Origin of the sequence: Chroococcidiopsis sp. CCNUC1, assembly GCF_023546805.1 — a bacterium.
GTDB lineage: Bacteria > Cyanobacteriota > Cyanobacteriia > Cyanobacteriales > Chroococcidiopsidaceae > Chroococcidiopsis > Chroococcidiopsis thermalis.
Map to the genome: position 1 here is coordinate 2234622 of NZ_CP097480.1, position 16511 is coordinate 2251132.

The window sequence follows — 16511 nt, forward strand, 5'->3', positions numbered from 1 at the left end:
TGTGTAGGGTTCCGTCAATTTACTCATTCATCTCTTTACACTTTCATTATGTACTCAGGAGTTGTTGGTAATGGGTAATGGGTAATGGGTAATTGGTCGGTCACTGATAACTGATAACTGATAACTGGTCACTGTTTAAGTTGCTCCCCACCCCACAGGTGGTAATGCTACTTGTTCGTCGAGACGAGAGTGAGAAACGGCTGTGATGCTAGCAGACAACCAGAGAAACATTTCCGTAAACCTCAGCCCTTGAAGTCTGAGTGGAGTGCGGACAGATATGTACTTGAGCCGCTCCAGATTAGCATTTTCTACACCTACAGAGAAAAAAGCTACATGCTTGTTAACTTCATCTGTCTCAATTCGCTGCCTTGCCTGCTCGATTAACTGCTCTGATTCTCCTTGGGGTTCTCCATCTGTAATTAAAAATATCCAGGGACGATAATAAGCTACCCCGTGAGCGCGGTATGTAGCTTTGCGAGACTGGATCATGTCTAGGGCGCGATGAATTCCAGTTCCCATACAGGTTAAGCCTTGCGCTGTCAGCTCTGGTAGATCGAGTTGGTCGGGAGTGACAAAATCCTGTATAACTCTGACATCACTATCAAAAACCACGAGCGCCACCTCAACACGTCGGGAAGCGAGAGAGTTTTGTAATAAATCTGTTTGCAATGCCCGCAGCCCTTCATTTAAAGCATCTATTGCTGCTCCTTGCATCGAACCTGAAGTATCTAGAAGTAATACGCAAGGACAGCGAGGTTCTGGATTTTCAGCAAACTCTACCGCTTCATCAAGTCTTAATTGGTCAGACATACTTAACAATTTAGGTGGGAGACTTAGCTACTTGACATATGTGGTAGCTTTTACTCACTAGTGGACTGAGTAGATGGGCTGCTGGCATTGACAACAATTTATCTATGATAGTTCAGCTTTGACTTTACTAGTTCTTTTATCTCTGTAGTTTCAGCTGCGTCAGTCCGGTATTTTACTCACATTCATTTCACTAGGGAAAAATCAGGAGCAAATTCAGACAATCATTGCAGTTAACTACGCATACAAGACCAAGGCGACAAATTACTTAACTTTCCCACAGATTGTTTTTCTATATGTCCAAATCCTTTGTCATACGCCAATAGCTAAAAACTGTAAACTGGATGGTTAATTTTTATAGATTGCGCTATAGTCAATAGAAACTGTTAGCCTTTCGTCAATTTTTTATGATTTGCAGGGGTTCTAGCGGTGTAAGAGCAGATACAGCTTACAATATTTTAATAAACTTAACTAGGTTATCTCAATCCTCTTACCTCAATTGATTCAGACAAAAACACTCAAATTGCTCGAAATTAAGGCTTTGCTAAATAGGCATTGTCAGTTAAAGTATTCGCTCGCTTGGAAAAAGGTTTAAGTGCTAAATGGCTAGCTGTGGAACCTTTCAGAAGTTAAGTCCGCTGAGTTTATTGGCGCACTTGTCTAGTTGTTATGATAGTGCCTTGTTAAAGGTGACTAGCGGTGCTGTTACATGGTCGGTCTATCTTGAAGAGGGAAAGATTACTTATGCTTCCCATTCAATTGCTGCGTTCGATCGCCTCGACTGTCATTTGCATCGCCTCAGTTATAAAGTCCCGACGCTGACAAGTGAAACTAGAGCGCAATTAAGTTTGATTTTTGAAACTGAAGCAGAACAGCGGTCAGATACTAATCCCGAATATCAAGCAATTGGTTGGTTAGTTAACCATCAATATTTAAATGCCGAACAAGCAGCAGAATTAGTTGCAGAATTGGTTGGAGAAACGATCGAGTCGTTTTTATTAGTTAAATCGGGGCAGTACGACTTTAGCAGCAACTCAAACTTAGAGCAAGTTTTTTGTCGGCTCGAACTACAACCGATTGTCGATCTATGTCAAAAGCGCCTGCAAAAGTGGCAAGCTCTAGCACCAGAAATTTTCTCACCCTACCAGCGGCTTTATTTTTCTAACCGTCACAAATTAGAACAGCAAATTCCGCAGGAAATTCAGCAAAAGTTTAGTACGATTCTCAAAGGTTTCAGTTTTCGTCATCTGGCAATTCTATTAAATCAAGACGAACTTGAATTGGCGCAAAACCTACACCAGTATATTGCAGCAGGAACAATTTTGTTGCAAGACCCCTATGCACCATTTGACCAATTACCAAGAACCTTTGAACAGACTGCATCGCCATCAACAACACCAATTGTCATACCGGAAAAAGTCCCCTTACCGTTAGATGATATCCGCGATCGCCACATTAGCGATCGCCGGCTGGCTGCAACTCCAAAAGCTTTCGAGCGCGAACCAGTCAAAGAGACGCAGTTCCCTACGACAAAGCAAGAATCTCTCCCCACACAGTCTCCGCAGCCAAACTCAGAGCCAGTCAAGCATAGCTCTCAACCACCAGTTAACTTCCCGATTACGCGGACGACACCCCCAGTTCCTCCCACGCATATAGAGACTCCCACATCCCCACCGACTGTTATTCCCGATGCTCCAGCTACGAGAAATAAGTATAAAATTGTTTGTGTGGACGATAGCCCAGCAATGTTACAGGAACTGAAAAAGTTTTTAGAAGACGACTTATTTTCAGTTTTTACAATTGATAATCCTGTTAAAGCTTTAATGCAGATTATTAAAGTCAAGCCAAATCTCATCTTATTAGATGTAAATATGGCAGGAATTGACGGCTATGAATTGTGTCGTTTGCTCCGCAATCATTCTCTATTTAAAGACACGCCGATTATTATGGTGACGGCAAATACAGGAATTATTAACCGAGTCAAAGCTAGAGTTGTCGGTGCTTCAGGTTACTTAACTAAGCCTTTTAGCCAGCCAGATATTCTTAAAATGGTATTTAGGCATTTGACTTAGAAAGGAACAGAGGAAAGAGAGCTGAGGAAGCTGAGGGGGACAAGGGGGACAAGGGAGAAATTAGTCACGCACCACGTACAACTCGCTACACCCCACACCCTTTCTTCACTGATAACTGACAACTGATAACTGATAACTGCTCCCTAGCGTTGGTGAGGAAAAAAAACCGTGTAGTAAAGTGAAGGATCGACCCGATCTGTAAACCGAGGATACAAGCTGCGATCGCAGGGTGAATCGTCTGGCTCTGTTTCTTCAACAGATTCGCTGGTTGAAACTTCTGTAGAAAACAAAGCAGCTAATTTTGACCAAGTAACAGAAAAAGGATTTTGTAAATATTTCTGTACGAGCGATCGCTTACCCGTTTCCTTTGAGTTATCTAGTTGCCAATCGTTTGTATGCTCTCTCATAAATGCATTCCTCGCAGCTATTTTGTGCGCTTGCTGGAGCGCTAAAGTTTATTAGCCACAATTGAGACGAGTTATGCACGGTTGTCTGGTATGGAATGCTATCCATAACCTAATTGAGGAGTTGAGTTAGGATAGAAGATAAAGCGATCGCATGAAATCTATACTTCAGTAAACTTGCTATTCATTAGTCAAATAAACAACTTTATCCCTTACCCAAGCTCGAAAAGATTTGAGTAAAGCTACTTCTCCCTGCATGGGAATCTGTTGCATAAAATTACTCATATGTTCAACAGATATAAGAGGAAAAGCAAGACTCACATCACGCTCTCTATATTCCTCTACTTCTAGTTGATAAAATTTTAATTCTTTTCCGTCGTATTTCCAAAGTTCAGGAACACCTAAAGCAGAATAAATACCAAGTTTATTTACAGAACTACTAGTAATATCAATTTCAATTGCTAAGTCAGGCGGTGGATCGGTTTCTAAATTTAACTTGAGCTTGCCTCTAATTGCTGACTCGCTCTGAATATAATAACAATTATCTGGTTCTATACCGCAATTAGCGACTTGGCGTTTTAGAGTTGTTGAACCAGCGCTTCTAGCTTCAATGTTGAGTTCTTCAGCTAGGGCAATTATAAAATTACATAAATTGCTTTTGTAGCTTTCATGTTCAAAAAGTGGAATCATAATTTCCATCGTGCCACAGTCATAAGCAAAGCGAGAACCTCTGTTTTCACCTGTTTCTTTGAGTAAAGTTTCAAAGGTTTCCCAGCTAATGTTATGTAGCACTACTCTAGACTCTGCTGGAGTTAAAGAAGTAATCATATCCACTGGCTTTAGAGTCAATTGGGTGAGCTAAGCCCACCCTTTTACCTTAACCGAAGATACTACCAAAAAATTCTACCGCTTCTTTCAAAGCAACAATAAATATGTCAATCTCTTCACGGGTATTGTAAAAAGATAAACTTGCCCGTGCAGTAGACTGAGCGTGGATGTAACGATGTAAAGGCTGCGTGCAGTGGTGTCCGGCGCGAATAGCAACCCCAGCTTGATCTAGTAGAGTAGATAAATCGTGAGGGTGAACATCACCAGCCGTAAATGAAGCTAATGCAGCTCTACCCACACCTGCTACTTTAGGTAATGGACCATAGGTGCGGACTTCAGAAATTTGACTCAGTTGCTCGAACAGATATTGCGTCAATTCCGATTCGTAAGCATAAATTTTATCCATGCCGATCGCCCCTAAATAGTCTACAGCTGCACCGAGGGCGATCGCTTCTCCGATTGCTGGGGTTCCTGCTTCAAATTTGTGCGGTAAATCGGCGTAGGTAGAACGGTCTAAATACACGTCGGCGATCATTTCACCACCACCTAAAAACGGTGGCATCGATCGCAACAATGCTAGTTTTCCATACAAAAATCCAATTCCGGTAGGAGCGCACATTTTATGACCGGAAGCTACTAACCAATCGCAGTCCATTTGCTGTACGTTAACAGGCATATGTGGTACGCTTTGGCAAGCATCGATCAAAACTTTCGCACCGTGTTGATGGGCGATCGCAATTATCTCTTGTATTGGGTTAATGCACCCCAAAGTATTAGAGACGTGAACCACGGCGACAAGCTTGGTTTTGTCGGAAATTAAAGACTTATATTGTTCTAAATCAAATTCTTCCTCTGGAGTTAGTTCGACAAACTTCAACACTGCACCCGTTCTTTGGGCTAGGAGTTGCCAAGGTACTAAGTTGCTGTGGTGTTCCATCACGGAAAGGATGATTTCATCTCCCCGTTGGATGTTGCTATTACCCCAACTGTAAGCGACTAAGTTAATTGCTTCGGTAGCATTACGGGTAAACACAATTTCTTCTCGCTGCGCCGCATTGACAAACGCAGCTACTTTATCCCGCGCCCCTTCGTAAGCTTCGGTTGCTTTAGCCGCTAGGGTATGCACGCCGCGATGAACGTTGGAGTTATATTGCTCGTAATAATCCCGTAGGGTGTTGAGGACGAGTAAAGGTTTTTGGGAGGTGGCGGCGTTGTCGAGGTACACCAAGGGTTTGCCATTGACTTCTTGCTGCAGGATTGGGAAGTCAGCGCGGACGATATCGGCGAGGGTTCTTGCTTGGGTAAAAGTCATGGTTCAAGTCGAGAGAAGGAACAGAACGCAAATGTTGTAGGGGCGGGTTCACCAGAGTTCTCTACTTGTAACCAAATATATTGGTAAACCCGTCCTCACTTTCGGTCAATCAGCCAGATTTAATGTTGTAGCTTCGCGGGTAACAGCTTTGAGCAGAGTTTGTTGTAAAGAGGGAATTGGTAGTTGGTTAATAATCTCAGCAGCAAAGGCGTTAACTAACAAATTTTGAGCGTCAGCAGCGTTAATTCCGCGACTTTGCAGGTAGAAAATCTCATCGTCTTCCAACTGGCTGACAGTAGCACCGTGACTGCACTTGACGTTATCAGCGATAATTTCCAGTTGAGGCTTGGTGTCTACTCTAGCTTTGGCAGAGAGGAGTAAGTTGCGGTTCAGTTGTCCTGCATCCGTAAGTTGAGCAGCTTTAGCAACAAAAACTCTCCCATTAAATACAGTGTGGGCTTTATCGGCGACAATGCATTTATGGAGTTGACGGCTCATACCATAAGGATAATTTAGTGCGATCGCGCTATGGGTATCGGCTGTTTGTTGCCCTGCTATTATAGTTAAGCCGTTGAGAATTGTTTCTGTCTGTTCTCCTGTCTGGTAGATGTCTAAATTGTGGCGCGACAGTTTTGCCCCTAAAGTAATTGCATTGCAGGTGTAACGGCTATCCCGTGCTTGAGTAATCGCAGTTTTACCAATATGGAATGCTTCTACGCTTTCCCGTTCAACTCTAGTATGACTAACTTGGGCATTTTCTCCCAGCCAGATTTCCGTAACAGCGTTGGTAAAGTATACCGTCTCTCCAACTTCGGCTTCGCCTTCTTCAGGATCTTCAATATTAAATTGATTTAAGTAGTCTTCCACCAGCGTGACGCTACTACCAGTTTCCGCGACTACCAAGCAGCGCGGTTGATTAATTGTTGGTGTTCTAAAAGAGTTAGCGATAAATAGCAGGTGAATTGGAGCTTCTACGACAACATTTTTAGGAATCCAGACGACAGCAACATCCGTAATTGCAGCCGTATTCAGGGCGGTAAATATGTCTTGTCCTGCCTCAGATTTTGCCAGGTAGTTGTAAACGCGATCGCGGTATTCTGCTGGTAATCCTGATAAATTGCTAACTACTACACCTTTCGGTAAATCACCGATTGCAGAATGTTCTGGCGTATACACCCCGTTGATAAATACCAAACGACTATTTGCTGCTTCTGAGAAGGTGAGTGGTGTCACCAGTGCTGCTGGTAATCCGGTGGGAGCCGCCACTTGAAAGTTAAACTGTTTTAAAGCAGATAAATCGGTAAACCGCCACTCTTCAATTTTGGTAGTAGGGAGAGTAGATTGACGGATAATGGAAGAAGCGCGATCGCGAATTTCCCGTAGAGACGTTACATGTAATGTTTCTACACCCTTTTGACACTGTTGCAGCAACTCTATCAGGTAGTTATCCCCACCCGACACGCTACCATGACTGCCATTCGTCACTGTCGGAGAAACTTGAATATTCATTACACTCCTACCTCAGTCGCAGCTTGCTCCAACACCCAATCGTAACCCCGAGACTCTAATTCCAGTGCTAACTCCTTACCACCACTCTTAATAATCCGTCCCCCAGCCATAACATGGACGTAATCTGGGACGATGTAGTTGAGCAATCTCTGATAGTGAGTAATTAGAATTGTGGCATTTTCAGGGCTGGCTAATTGATTCACGCCATTAGCAACAATCTTCAGCGCGTCAATATCTAATCCTGAATCTGTTTCATCCAAAATTGCAATTTTTGGTTCCAACAGTGCCATTTGCAAAATTTCGTTCCGCTTCTTCTCGCCGCCAGAAAACCCTTCATTCACGCTGCGGTTTAAGAAAGCCGCATCCATCTTGACAACATCCAATTTTTCTTGGATCAAATCGTCAAAATCGAATGCATCCAATTCTTCTAAACCTTGCTCTTTTCGGCGAGAATTATAGGCAACTCGCAAGAAATCCAAATTACTTACGCCAGGAATTTCTAAGGGATACTGAAATGCCAGAAAAACTCCAGCTCTAGCTCGTTCTTCCGCTTCCATCTCCAGCAAATCTTTACCTTGAAAAATTGCTTCGCCACCCGTCACCTCATAAGCTGGGTGTCCTGCTAAGGCTTTAGAAAAAGTGCTTTTACCAGAGCCATTCGGTCCCATAATCGCATGGATTTCTCCAGCGCGAACCTCTAAATTCACTCCCTTTAAAATTGGATTCCCATCAACTTCAGCTGTCAGGTCTTTCACCGACAGCAAAATTTCACTATTTTCAATAATCATTACTCTCTACGTCCTCTGCACTCTCTCTATTCACTTGCGAATTGCTTGATTGAGGGTGAGCATTGCCCACCCTATTTTATTAACCCACACTACCTTCCAGTTTCAGACTCAGCAGGCGATCGGCTTCTACAGCAAATTCCATTGGTAGCTGGTTAAACACATCCTTACAGAAACCGCTAATCATCATCGAGATTGCATCTTCTGAAGAAATACCCCGCTGCGCGAAGTAGAATAATTGGTCTTCGCCAATCTTAGAAGTCGAAGCTTCATGCTCGATCTTGGCAGTGTTATTTTGTACCTGAATGTAGGGGAATGTATTCGCCCGCGCATTATCTCCAATTAACATTGAATCGCATTGAGAATAATTCCGCGCTCCTTGTGCTTTCGGGTTAACTTTCACCAAACCACGGTAGCTGTTGCTAGAGTTCCCGGCAGAAATTCCCTTGGAAATAATCGTGCTGCGAGTATTCTTACCAACATGGATCATCTTCGTTCCTGTATCGGCTTGCTGCATATTATTCGTCAGCGCCACAGAATAAAACTCACCGACAGAGTTATCGCCGACTAACACGCAACTAGGATACTTCCAAGTAATTGCCGAACCCGTTTCTACCTGCGTCCAAGAAATCTTAGAATTAACTCCTTGGCACAAACCGCGCTTGGTGACGAAGTTGTAAATTCCGCCTTTACCCTTCTCGTCGCCAGCGTACCAGTTTTGCACGGTAGAGTATTTAATTTCAGCATTGTCCAAAGCGACAAGTTCCACCACCGCCGCGTGTAGCTGATTAGTGTCGTACATCGGTGCGGTACAGCCTTCTAGGTAGGAAACGTAGCTCCCTTCCTCGGCTACAATCAAAGTCCGCTCGAACTGTCCTGTATCGCCGCTATTAATACGGAAGTATGTAGACAGTTCCATCGGGCATTTGGTGTTTTTGGGGATATAAACGAAGGAACCGTCACTGAATACAGCGGAATTGAGTGCCGCGAAGTAGTTATCTGCCGTTGGCACGACACTACCCAGATATTTCTGTACTAACTCTGGATATTCCCGTAAAGCTTCGGAAATCGAGCAGAAAATTACACCTTCTTTAGCTAACTTTTCCTTGAAGGTGGTAGCTACAGAAACGCTGTCAAAAATGGCATCTACTGCGACATTAGATAGACGCTTCTGTTCTGATATGGGAATACCAAGCTTTTCAAAAGTTTCCAGCAATGCGGGATCGACTTCTTCCAAGCTATTCAGTTGCTTGGGCTTCTTTTTCGGCGCGGAATAGTAGATAATATCTTGATAGTTGATGGGAGGATACTGGACACTGTGCCAAGTAGGTTCTGTCATCTTCAGCCATTGACGGTAAGCTCTCAGACGAAATTCCAACATGAACTCTGGTTCTTCTTTCTTAGCAGAGATCAGGCGGATAACGTCTTCACTCAGACCGCGAGGAATAATATCTGCCTCGATGTCGGTAATAAAGCCGTATTTGTAAGGCTGGTTGACGATGGTTTTGACAGTTGCACTCATTGGTAGTGTTCTCTCGGTTGGGCTGAAATGCTCGAAGTAGCTCTTTAAGGATGAAAGACGGGTGGTCTAACCCCTTCCCACCTTCCTCATTGTAAAAATCGTAACTAAAACAACACGCTTGTTGTTTAACCTGTCTCCATTTTACGCTACATTAACAACAGGTATGTTGTCAAAGTAAAATTTTCAGCTGAAAACTTTGGAATGACAATGGTGACAACGCAGCAGCCCTCGACCAAGCAGGACATTCTGCAATATTTAATGAAGCAGGGGCAAGCCACGGCGCAGGAGCTAGCCACAGAGCTTGATGTCAGTCCACAAGCGATTCGTCGCCATTTAAAGGATTTAGAAGCAGAGGAACTCATTGTATATCAAGCAGTTCATCTGGGCATGGGGCGACCGCAGCACGTATATAAACTAAGCGATCGCGGGCGCGATCGCCTGCGTCGTACTATTAATGATGGAGGGGGAGACAGTCACGGACAATTTGCCGTTTCCCTGCTCGATACCCTCGCCCAAACAGTGGGGCGAGAACAAATGGGGACGATTTTACGAATGCAATGGGAGCGTAAAGCTCTAGAATACCGCGATCGCGTCGGCGAGGGTTCGCTGCAAGAGCGAGTCGCCAACTTGGTAGAATTGAGGAAAGCTGAAGGTTACATGGCAGAATGGTATTTTGTCAACGAAGAGAATTCAGCTAGAGGATTTATCATTACCGAACATAATTGCGCCATTGCCAACGTTGCTGAATCCTTCCCTGTAGTCTGCGGACACGAATTGGAAATGTTTGCCACAGTTTTACCTGATTGTCAAGTTGAGCGTACCCACTGGATTATTGACGGCGAACACCGATGTGGGTATTTAGTACGAAGCACGGGAGAAAGGGGAAAGCTGTAGGGGCGGGTTCACCCGAAATCCTTGTCGGAGCCAGAGTTGTTTGGTAAACCCGCTCGTACAAAAATTGTCGGGAAATACCAAAAATTGTAGTCGAAGTTGATTTTTTGAGTGAACCCGTCCGTACAAATGACCAATGACCAATGACAAATAACATGCAACCTTCAATGCAATTTCTCTCGGCGGAAGAGTCAGCCAAGGTAGATGCAGCCTTGCTTTCTTCTCCAGAAAAGTTTTTAACCAGACTGACAGTTTCATCGCTACGGCTGTTGAAACATATAGCCGAAGACTACGGCGTAAAGATGGAAGATTTAACCGCAGAGCAAGTGGTAGCCTGGTTTGAGAAAGATGGCAAGATTAGACGCGAACAAGGACTTGAGGCGGCTTTTCTGAAATGGTAGCTATTCAGTTATCGGTTATCAGTTATCAGTGGAGAGTGGTGCGCGACAAATGACGAATGACGAATGACCAATAACTCTTTTACCCTTGAGACACTGCGGTCGCATTGACATCTATATTGCGATCGAATATGATTCGCGGTCGGAATAGAATTTTCAAAATCAGTAAAATCGATTTGAATTCCCCTGGCGTGTTGTGGCGCTTCCATTGTCCGGGGCGACAAAATAACATTTCCACTAAGCAGCGATGTTGACTGAGACTGAGTTGCTGAAACATAACCCTGACTGTAGGAAATTCATTTTGAAATCCAGTCCGAATCACTTGACCAGTTAACTCTACTCCTTCTTCCATAATTTCTAACGTGAGTGGCTGCATTTCCTCGGCTGAAATAACTGCTTTTTGTGTCAGAGCAATTTCCGCTCCAACTTCAGAAATCATCGTCGTGACTCCCCAATAATTTTCCCCTTGAATATTGCACCTTACTGTTCGCCGGAGAGCAAACCAATCGTAAACATCTGGTTTGGGAGCGTCGAGCAGAATTAAAATTGCAATACCCAACATAATTAAGTTGTAGCCACTCCACAGCCAACCCAAACCAATACCTCGAATCTGTTGAGCAATTTCTAATGGTACTGTTGTTGCCCATTCTGCTTTCGCCATAGACATTCCTAAGTTGCGCCACAGACTAATAGCTGTGATCGCAAACAAAATAATTAAAGGTGAAGCTAGTTTCCAATTAAATGAAAAGCGATCGCGTTGTTGTCCTTTTGGAGTAACTTTAAATCCTTTGGCGAACGGTCTTAACATGACTTGAATTACTGTCAAAGCCAAGGGAAAACATAAAACCAAAGAGTATATATCTGATAGTAAAGCCGAGCGAGAGCGGTGATTTAACCAAGCAAAGACTGAGATTTGAACTAAATAGTAAGGCAAAAAGAAAAATAATAATTCAGTTGCCGTTGCCCTGAGTGGAATCACTCCTAAAAATGAATAGGCAAGTGGCATAACTAAAAATCCAACCCGGGAAATACTAGTGAACCAATGCAATAATCCTTCTAAATGTGCAATTCTTTGTAAAGGTCGCAATCCTTCGATAGTTAAAGGGTTTGCGTCGATAAAAAATGCTTGTAACGTCCCTTGCGCCCATCTGATCCGCTGTGTAGCATGAGCGGCGATGTTTTCGGCTGCTAAACCTGCACTTAGTTTTTCATCTAAATAAATTAATCGATAACCCTGCGCCGATAAACGAATTCCAGTAAAGTAATCTTCACTCAAAGAATCTGTGACAAAACCGCCAGCAGCTTGTAGTGCTTTGCGTCTGACGACAAAAGAAGTACCAGCACAAATAACGCTATCAGCTCCATCTCTAATGGGCTGAATTTGACGATAAAAAACTTCTTCTTCAGGAGTAACTGCATCTTCCAGCCCTAAATTACGGGCGATTGGATCGGCGTTATAAAAACTTTGAGGTGTTTGAACTAAAGCAATTTTTTCGTTTTGAAAAAAGCCAACAGTTCGATTTAGAAAATTTCTGGTTGGGACAAAATCTGCATCAAAAATAACGACTAACTCACCTTGCGTTTTGGCAATCGCGTGGTTTAAATTACCTGCTTTAGCGTGCTTGTTATCGGGACGAGTTAAGTATTTACAACCCAATTCTATAGCTAAATTTTTAACTTCTGCTCGGTGCGTATCATCAAGTAAGTAAATTTTTTTATGTGAATATTCCAGTGCTTGGCAACCGATAATAGTCCGTTTGAGGATAAAAGTAGGCTCGTTATAAGTAGGAATTAAAATATCAACATTTGGGGTAAAACTACCGTCAAGCACGGCTACAGCAAAGCGGTCGGCTTCGCGGCTGCGGTCTTTGACATTCAACATTAAAAATAATTGAATTGTACTGCTAGTTAACACCAGAAACTCTAAGAACAATAATCCCAGACTAAACACACCATTAAGGGGAGTAGCAAGATTGAGCGTAGTTAGCGATCGCCAAATAATATAACGAATAGTCAAAAGCAGTAATATTGCTACTACAATTTGCCGCGACCATCGTTTCGGCTGGGGAGAAATTCGCATGACTAGCATCACAATTAGTAGTAAAACAATTGTGGGAGCTAGTAAATATCCTCCTGACAACGTTGGTACTTCTAACCAGAAAGGAGGATTGTTTTGAAAATTTTGTATTTGTAAAAAAATTGAAGTAATTCTGCCTTCTCCGGCAAACCATCCCCCAACTATCAGGCTAGAAAATGCCACGATACTCAGCATAACTAGCGTAGCGAGACGCGATCGCCTCACGCGCCTGAGTTCTCTCTGCTCTATCCCCTGACTTTTAATCTGAGAAACTGTCATTCCTACTACCCAATAATTTTCCTAACAAATACACTGGATTGTTGTTAGCAATCCATGTTAGGTAACACAATTGTAAAATAATTATAATTTTTATTATCGTTTATTATGTCAACTTTTAGCTAGTAGTTGAAATTTTGTTTGCTCCTAACTGTCCCAATAGAAATCTGCTAGCAATAACGCGATGTATTGCCATAGAAGAAGACTAAAACAGATATTCAGATAGTTCTATGACCGTAGAGCAATAGCTGAAGTTCCCTCATGGGTAGTTATATTGTCCAATCGCCCCTAGATGCCCTATCGCAACAACAGTAGCAAATTACGCTGTATCAAAAATCATCTCAAACTCGATCGCGATCGAGGATCGGCTGATAGCAGTTTTCAATTGGGTAAAATACACGCTCTCTCTGGGGCGCACAGAGAAAGCGCCCCTACAAATGTCACGCACGCAATCGAGAATTGCTACAAAATTAATTTTCCTACTGGCAACCCCGACTACAAGCTAGTACACGACGAGGTCGTGGCGATCGATACTGAGAAAATGACTGTCACCTTCAACTTGGTCAACGGTTTCAGTTTCGGTCGTCCAGTTTGGTACGTTTCAATGGATTCCAGCGATCCAACGGTGGCTGCGATCGAAGGTGTAACTTCTGCTCCAGCATTACAGAAGATAAAAGTAGGTGGCGACGATAGTTTTAGTAGTGCTGTCGAGCGGATTTTTATTGCCATAAATGGACTGTCGCAAAATGGTTGTAAAAATCCACAACGCCAAAGGCTGTATGCAGCTTTAACTGATGGCTATCGCCCCAACAATGTTTTGGGTGGTATCCCGACGATCGCGAATAACTATAGCCCACTTTGGGATATCAACCTTTACGAGTGGACGCAGGATGCAGTAAATAATGGCGATCGCACCCAGCTACGCGAAGAATTTCACATCTTAGGTCTAGTTGAATCTGGTTTCCTCACTGGTCCTAATGGTTTCGAGTTTGGCTCGACAGGCATCATCAACAACTGCCCGATCGTATTTCGCCTATTGTAATTTCTCGACGCACGAACTCAAAGCCGAATTAAGAGCTAATTCTTACGTTTTTCTCAGGAAAAACTCATAAATTCATCAGTCGTAACTTAGGTAAGCGATAGATGCTGAAATTATCGAATTTTTGTTTATTCTCAAATTCTTAGGAGTGAATCAAGTGAAACTTACGTCTGTTTTAGCGGGCTTTGCTTTAGTCGGGTTAGTGACGGTTACAGATGTACCACTGAGAGCGATCGATCCTCAGTCAGGTCAAGCGTCTGCCCAAGAGATGCAAATGAAAGGTCCAACTGATATACCGATCCAAAAGAAAATTGAATTGATAACCGCGCACAAAGGTCAGCTAGGTGGTGGTGACGAACTGCGGCGCTATTTCTTTGGCGATCTGCTGCCAGTAGCGGTGCAGCCTGGTGGTGCGGGTATGGTCGTACTGCTGTATAACAAAGCTAACGATTATACATTTGCTTACTGTGCTACCTACGATGTGGTCGTGGCATTGAGAAAAGGCAGAGTGACGAAGTTTGAGCCGAGTGAAGTGAAGTAATAGTCAAGTCATTCTAGTCGCGATCGCATGAGGAAAAGCTTTGTTACAGATTGGGATATGCCGATTATTACTTTTTAAAGTTAAGCCACAGATTTATCTATGGCTAGCTATTTCTATTTTTGGTGCAGCTAACTCAGTCACGCGCAAGCTGACCGAAATTGGTGCGAGACATTTTCAGAACGATCGCAATCCCATTTCTCTGTGCAATGTTTTATTTGTTGGCAATCTCTGCGCTTTGTTGGTACTGCTAATTATTTATCGACGGCAAATCCAACCAGCTATGTTAAAGCGACTTTCTCGACGAGAGTGGTTGGGATTGATAGTCGTATCAACTTTAGCAGGAGCGATCGCGCCGAGTTTAATTTTTCAGGCACTAGCTGTTACTAATGTCAATACTGTAGTGTTTTTGGGAAGATTAGAGCCACCCTTAACTTTGCTATTGTCTATCTGGCTATTGTCTGAAAGAGTTAATTTTTGGGAAATTTTGGGTGCATCTATTGCCTTTACGGGAGTAATTTCGATTATTTTTTTGTTTCCAATTCTACAAGGAGTAAATAATATAAGCTTAATGCTAGGCATGGGTGAAATTTTCACTATTGCTGCTGCCGTAGCTTTAGCAACAGCCACAATTCTTGGTAAGCTAACCCTCTCTCGGGTTTCTTTAGGAATTTACAGCATTTTTCGCACCGCTTGGGGAACAGTTATTTTCTTTTTCGCTGCTTTACTACTCTACGGCAGAGGACATTTTATGGATGTATTTTCTCCTTTCTTGTGGGAATGGATGTTAGTTTATGGTTCTATTATTGTCGTACTCGGTCAGACTTTCTGGATTGCTGGTTTAAGAGCTACCTCTATATCTGAAGCTTCTTTAGTCAGCTCTTTTACTCCCATTGCAGGGATTCTCGCAGCTTATTTCATTTTAGGAGAAGTTCCAACACTGGCGCAGTATATGGGTGGCAGTGTCATAGTTATGGGAGTTTTTCTAAGTCAAATCGGCATCCGGCAAAAAGCATCAATTCGTGCTGCTACACGGAACGCTTCGATTCAAAAACAGCAAGAAATCGAAAGTAATATGGGATTTAAAGGGATATAAGTCAATGCTGGCTGAGAACGTCGAATTCTTGAAGCGATCGCACAACTGAGGGGGTGGTAACTAGCAACCATCTGCGTACTTCTGATTTAGAGAAGGTTGTTGTAAATTTAACTCATTGCCTGTTGCCACCAGCATCCAGATAAATTGAAATTTACGTAATTTAGTGGACTAGCAGATTAAACCCATTATTGTTGCAGAGGTTTTGTATGGTAGACTTACTCGATGCTTGGAGACTTTTGCATCCCGCGATCGCCGTTACTTTCATCTTCCCTTTGATTGGGATCGTGGCTAACTTCGCATGGCAGACACGCCAGCGCCGATTGCAAGCTAAAGGGGGTGAGAAAAGTAAAATTCCCCCGACAGTTGGCGTGGAACATAATAAATTTGGCAAGTGGTTGGCTGGAGGCGTAGTAGGATTAGCACTTGTAGGGCTTGCCCGTCCCATTTTTTACCACATTGCAACTAACCAAGTCTGGAGTAAAAACCCTTTTCAAGTTATCTTTATCACCTTGATGTTTGGTGCAACCATCGCCTCTTTGGTGTTGCTTTATCAAGCCAAACAAAAACTTTGGCGGGGAGTGTTTGCCACTTTGACAGGAATGGGTTTAGTGATTCTGGGTTTCCAAGAAGGTGTCTTCCGTCGTGATAACGAATGGTTTGTATCTCATTTCTATATCGGATTGACGGCAGCAATGCTGATGATTTTTTCCTTAGCGATTATGCAAGATATCTATCAGGATCGCTCCCATCGCTGGCGGATCGTCCATGCTATTTTAAATTCGATCGCCCTATTACTCTTTGTCGGACAGGGAATGACTGGGGTGCGGGACTTACTAGAAATTCCTTTACACTGGCAGGAACCATTCATCTACAAGTGTGATTTTAATCAAAAGACTTGTCCTACCCCAACTTCTATGACTGGTGAGTGGCGCACTGCAAAAGAGTAGAGAATAGATT

The 16511-nt window shown here is 43.1% G+C and carries 15 protein-coding genes; 7 read left to right on the forward strand and 8 right to left on the reverse strand.

The features are described from left to right. Positions 1-135: 135 nt before the first annotated feature. On the reverse strand, positions 136-810 hold the full coding sequence (locus M5J74_RS10490; RefSeq protein ID WP_015154056.1) for a VWA domain-containing protein: 675 nt from the start codon (positions 808-810) through the stop codon (positions 136-138). A gap of 599 nt (positions 811-1409) precedes the next feature. On the opposite strand from M5J74_RS10490, the gene M5J74_RS10495 reads away from it, so the two are divergent. Then, positions 1410-2879: a response regulator gene (locus tag M5J74_RS10495; protein WP_015154057.1), complete on the forward strand. Its 1470-nt coding sequence runs from the start codon at positions 1410-1412 to the stop codon at positions 2877-2879. Positions 2880-3022: 143 nt separating this feature from the next. On the opposite strand, the gene M5J74_RS10500 is transcribed toward M5J74_RS10495, so the two are convergent. The 6 genes from M5J74_RS10500 to sufB all read right to left on the reverse strand — a co-directional run bounded on the left by M5J74_RS10500 (position 3023) and on the right by sufB (position 9239). After that, positions 3023-3286 (reverse strand): hypothetical protein, encoded by a 264-nt coding sequence (locus M5J74_RS10500; protein ID WP_015154058.1) that lies wholly within the window; start codon positions 3284-3286, stop codon positions 3023-3025. Positions 3287-3463: 177 nt separating this feature from the next. After that, positions 3464-4111: a Uma2 family endonuclease gene (locus M5J74_RS10505; RefSeq protein WP_250017126.1), complete on the reverse strand. Its 648-nt coding sequence runs from the start codon at positions 4109-4111 to the stop codon at positions 3464-3466. 49 nt (positions 4112-4160) lie between these two features. Next, a complete protein-coding gene (locus tag M5J74_RS10510) occupies positions 4161-5423 on the reverse strand; it encodes a SufS family cysteine desulfurase (protein ID WP_250016558.1) in 1263 nt (420 codons plus the stop codon). Between the two features lie 105 nt (positions 5424-5528). After that, entirely contained in the window at positions 5529-6932 is a 1404-nt protein-coding gene (gene sufD, locus M5J74_RS10515; RefSeq protein ID WP_250016560.1) for a Fe-S cluster assembly protein SufD, read from the reverse strand. After that, positions 6932-7720: a Fe-S cluster assembly ATPase SufC gene (gene sufC, locus M5J74_RS10520; RefSeq protein ID WP_015154062.1), complete on the reverse strand. Its 789-nt coding sequence runs from the start codon at positions 7718-7720 to the stop codon at positions 6932-6934. Before sufC ends, sufD begins: the two co-directional genes overlap by 1 nt. A 79-nt stretch (positions 7721-7799) precedes the next feature. Then, on the reverse strand, positions 7800-9239 hold the full coding sequence (gene sufB / locus M5J74_RS10525; protein WP_015154063.1) for a Fe-S cluster assembly protein SufB: 1440 nt from the start codon (positions 9237-9239) through the stop codon (positions 7800-7802). 207 nt (positions 9240-9446) lie between these two features. Between sufB and sufR the strand changes: the two genes are divergently transcribed. After that, positions 9447-10133 carry an iron-sulfur cluster biosynthesis transcriptional regulator SufR gene (sufR, locus tag M5J74_RS10530; protein WP_015154064.1) on the forward strand — a complete coding sequence of 229 codons (687 nt, stop codon included), beginning with the start codon at positions 9447-9449 and terminating at the stop codon, positions 10131-10133. Positions 10134-10273: 140 nt separating this feature from the next. Further along, positions 10274-10531: a hypothetical protein gene (locus tag M5J74_RS10535; RefSeq protein WP_015154065.1), complete on the forward strand. Its 258-nt coding sequence runs from the start codon at positions 10274-10276 to the stop codon at positions 10529-10531. A gap of 79 nt (positions 10532-10610) precedes the next feature. Here M5J74_RS10535 and M5J74_RS10540 read toward each other — a convergent pair whose 3' ends face one another. Continuing rightward, on the reverse strand, positions 10611-12884 hold the full coding sequence (locus tag M5J74_RS10540; RefSeq protein ID WP_250016561.1) for a glycosyltransferase family 2 protein: 2274 nt from the start codon (positions 12882-12884) through the stop codon (positions 10611-10613). Between the two features lie 289 nt (positions 12885-13173). Between M5J74_RS10540 and M5J74_RS10545 the strand changes: the two genes are divergently transcribed. The 4 genes from M5J74_RS10545 to M5J74_RS10560 all read left to right on the forward strand — a co-directional run bounded on the left by M5J74_RS10545 (position 13174) and on the right by M5J74_RS10560 (position 16501). Next, positions 13174-13923 (forward strand): hypothetical protein, encoded by a 750-nt coding sequence (locus tag M5J74_RS10545; RefSeq protein ID WP_250016562.1) that lies wholly within the window; start codon positions 13174-13176, stop codon positions 13921-13923. A 154-nt stretch (positions 13924-14077) separates the two neighbouring features. Beyond that, positions 14078-14461 (forward strand): hypothetical protein, encoded by a 384-nt coding sequence (locus M5J74_RS10550; RefSeq protein ID WP_015154068.1) that lies wholly within the window; start codon positions 14078-14080, stop codon positions 14459-14461. 40 nt (positions 14462-14501) lie between these two features. Next, complete coding sequence (locus M5J74_RS10555) at positions 14502-15554, forward strand: DMT family transporter (RefSeq protein WP_250016564.1); 1053 nt, start codon at positions 14502-14504, stop codon at positions 15552-15554. A gap of 206 nt (positions 15555-15760) precedes the next feature. Next, on the forward strand, positions 15761-16501 hold the full coding sequence (locus tag M5J74_RS10560; RefSeq protein WP_015154070.1) for a DUF4079 domain-containing protein: 741 nt from the start codon (positions 15761-15763) through the stop codon (positions 16499-16501). Positions 16502-16511 lie beyond the last annotated feature (10 nt).

Excerpts from the sequence above, each read along its gene's own strand:
- M5J74_RS10490 (WP_015154056.1), bottom strand. The coding sequence starts at position 810 with ATGTCTGACCAATTAAGACTTGATGAAGCGGTAGAGTTTGCTGAAAAT.
- M5J74_RS10495 (WP_015154057.1), top strand. The coding sequence starts at position 1,410 with ATGGCTAGCTGTGGAACCTTTCAGAAGTTAAGTCCGCTGAGTTTATTG.
- M5J74_RS10500 (WP_015154058.1), bottom strand. The coding sequence starts at position 3,286 with ATGAGAGAGCATACAAACGATTGGCAACTAGATAACTCAAAGGAAACG.
- M5J74_RS10505 (WP_250017126.1), bottom strand. The coding sequence starts at position 4,111 with ATGATTACTTCTTTAACTCCAGCAGAGTCTAGAGTAGTGCTACATAAC.
- M5J74_RS10510 (WP_250016558.1), bottom strand. The coding sequence starts at position 5,423 with ATGACTTTTACCCAAGCAAGAACCCTCGCCGATATCGTCCGCGCTGAC.
- sufD (WP_250016560.1), bottom strand. The coding sequence starts at position 6,932 with ATGAATATTCAAGTTTCTCCGACAGTGACGAATGGCAGTCATGGTAGC.
- sufC (WP_015154062.1), bottom strand. The coding sequence starts at position 7,720 with ATGATTATTGAAAATAGTGAAATTTTGCTGTCGGTGAAAGACCTGACA.
- sufB (WP_015154063.1), bottom strand. The coding sequence starts at position 9,239 with ATGAGTGCAACTGTCAAAACCATCGTCAACCAGCCTTACAAATACGGC.
- sufR (WP_015154064.1), top strand. The coding sequence starts at position 9,447 with ATGGTGACAACGCAGCAGCCCTCGACCAAGCAGGACATTCTGCAATAT.
- M5J74_RS10535 (WP_015154065.1), top strand. The coding sequence starts at position 10,274 with ATGACAAATAACATGCAACCTTCAATGCAATTTCTCTCGGCGGAAGAG.
- M5J74_RS10540 (WP_250016561.1), bottom strand. The coding sequence starts at position 12,884 with ATGACAGTTTCTCAGATTAAAAGTCAGGGGATAGAGCAGAGAGAACTC.
- M5J74_RS10545 (WP_250016562.1), top strand. The coding sequence starts at position 13,174 with ATGCCCTATCGCAACAACAGTAGCAAATTACGCTGTATCAAAAATCAT.
- M5J74_RS10560 (WP_015154070.1), top strand. The coding sequence starts at position 15,761 with ATGGTAGACTTACTCGATGCTTGGAGACTTTTGCATCCCGCGATCGCC.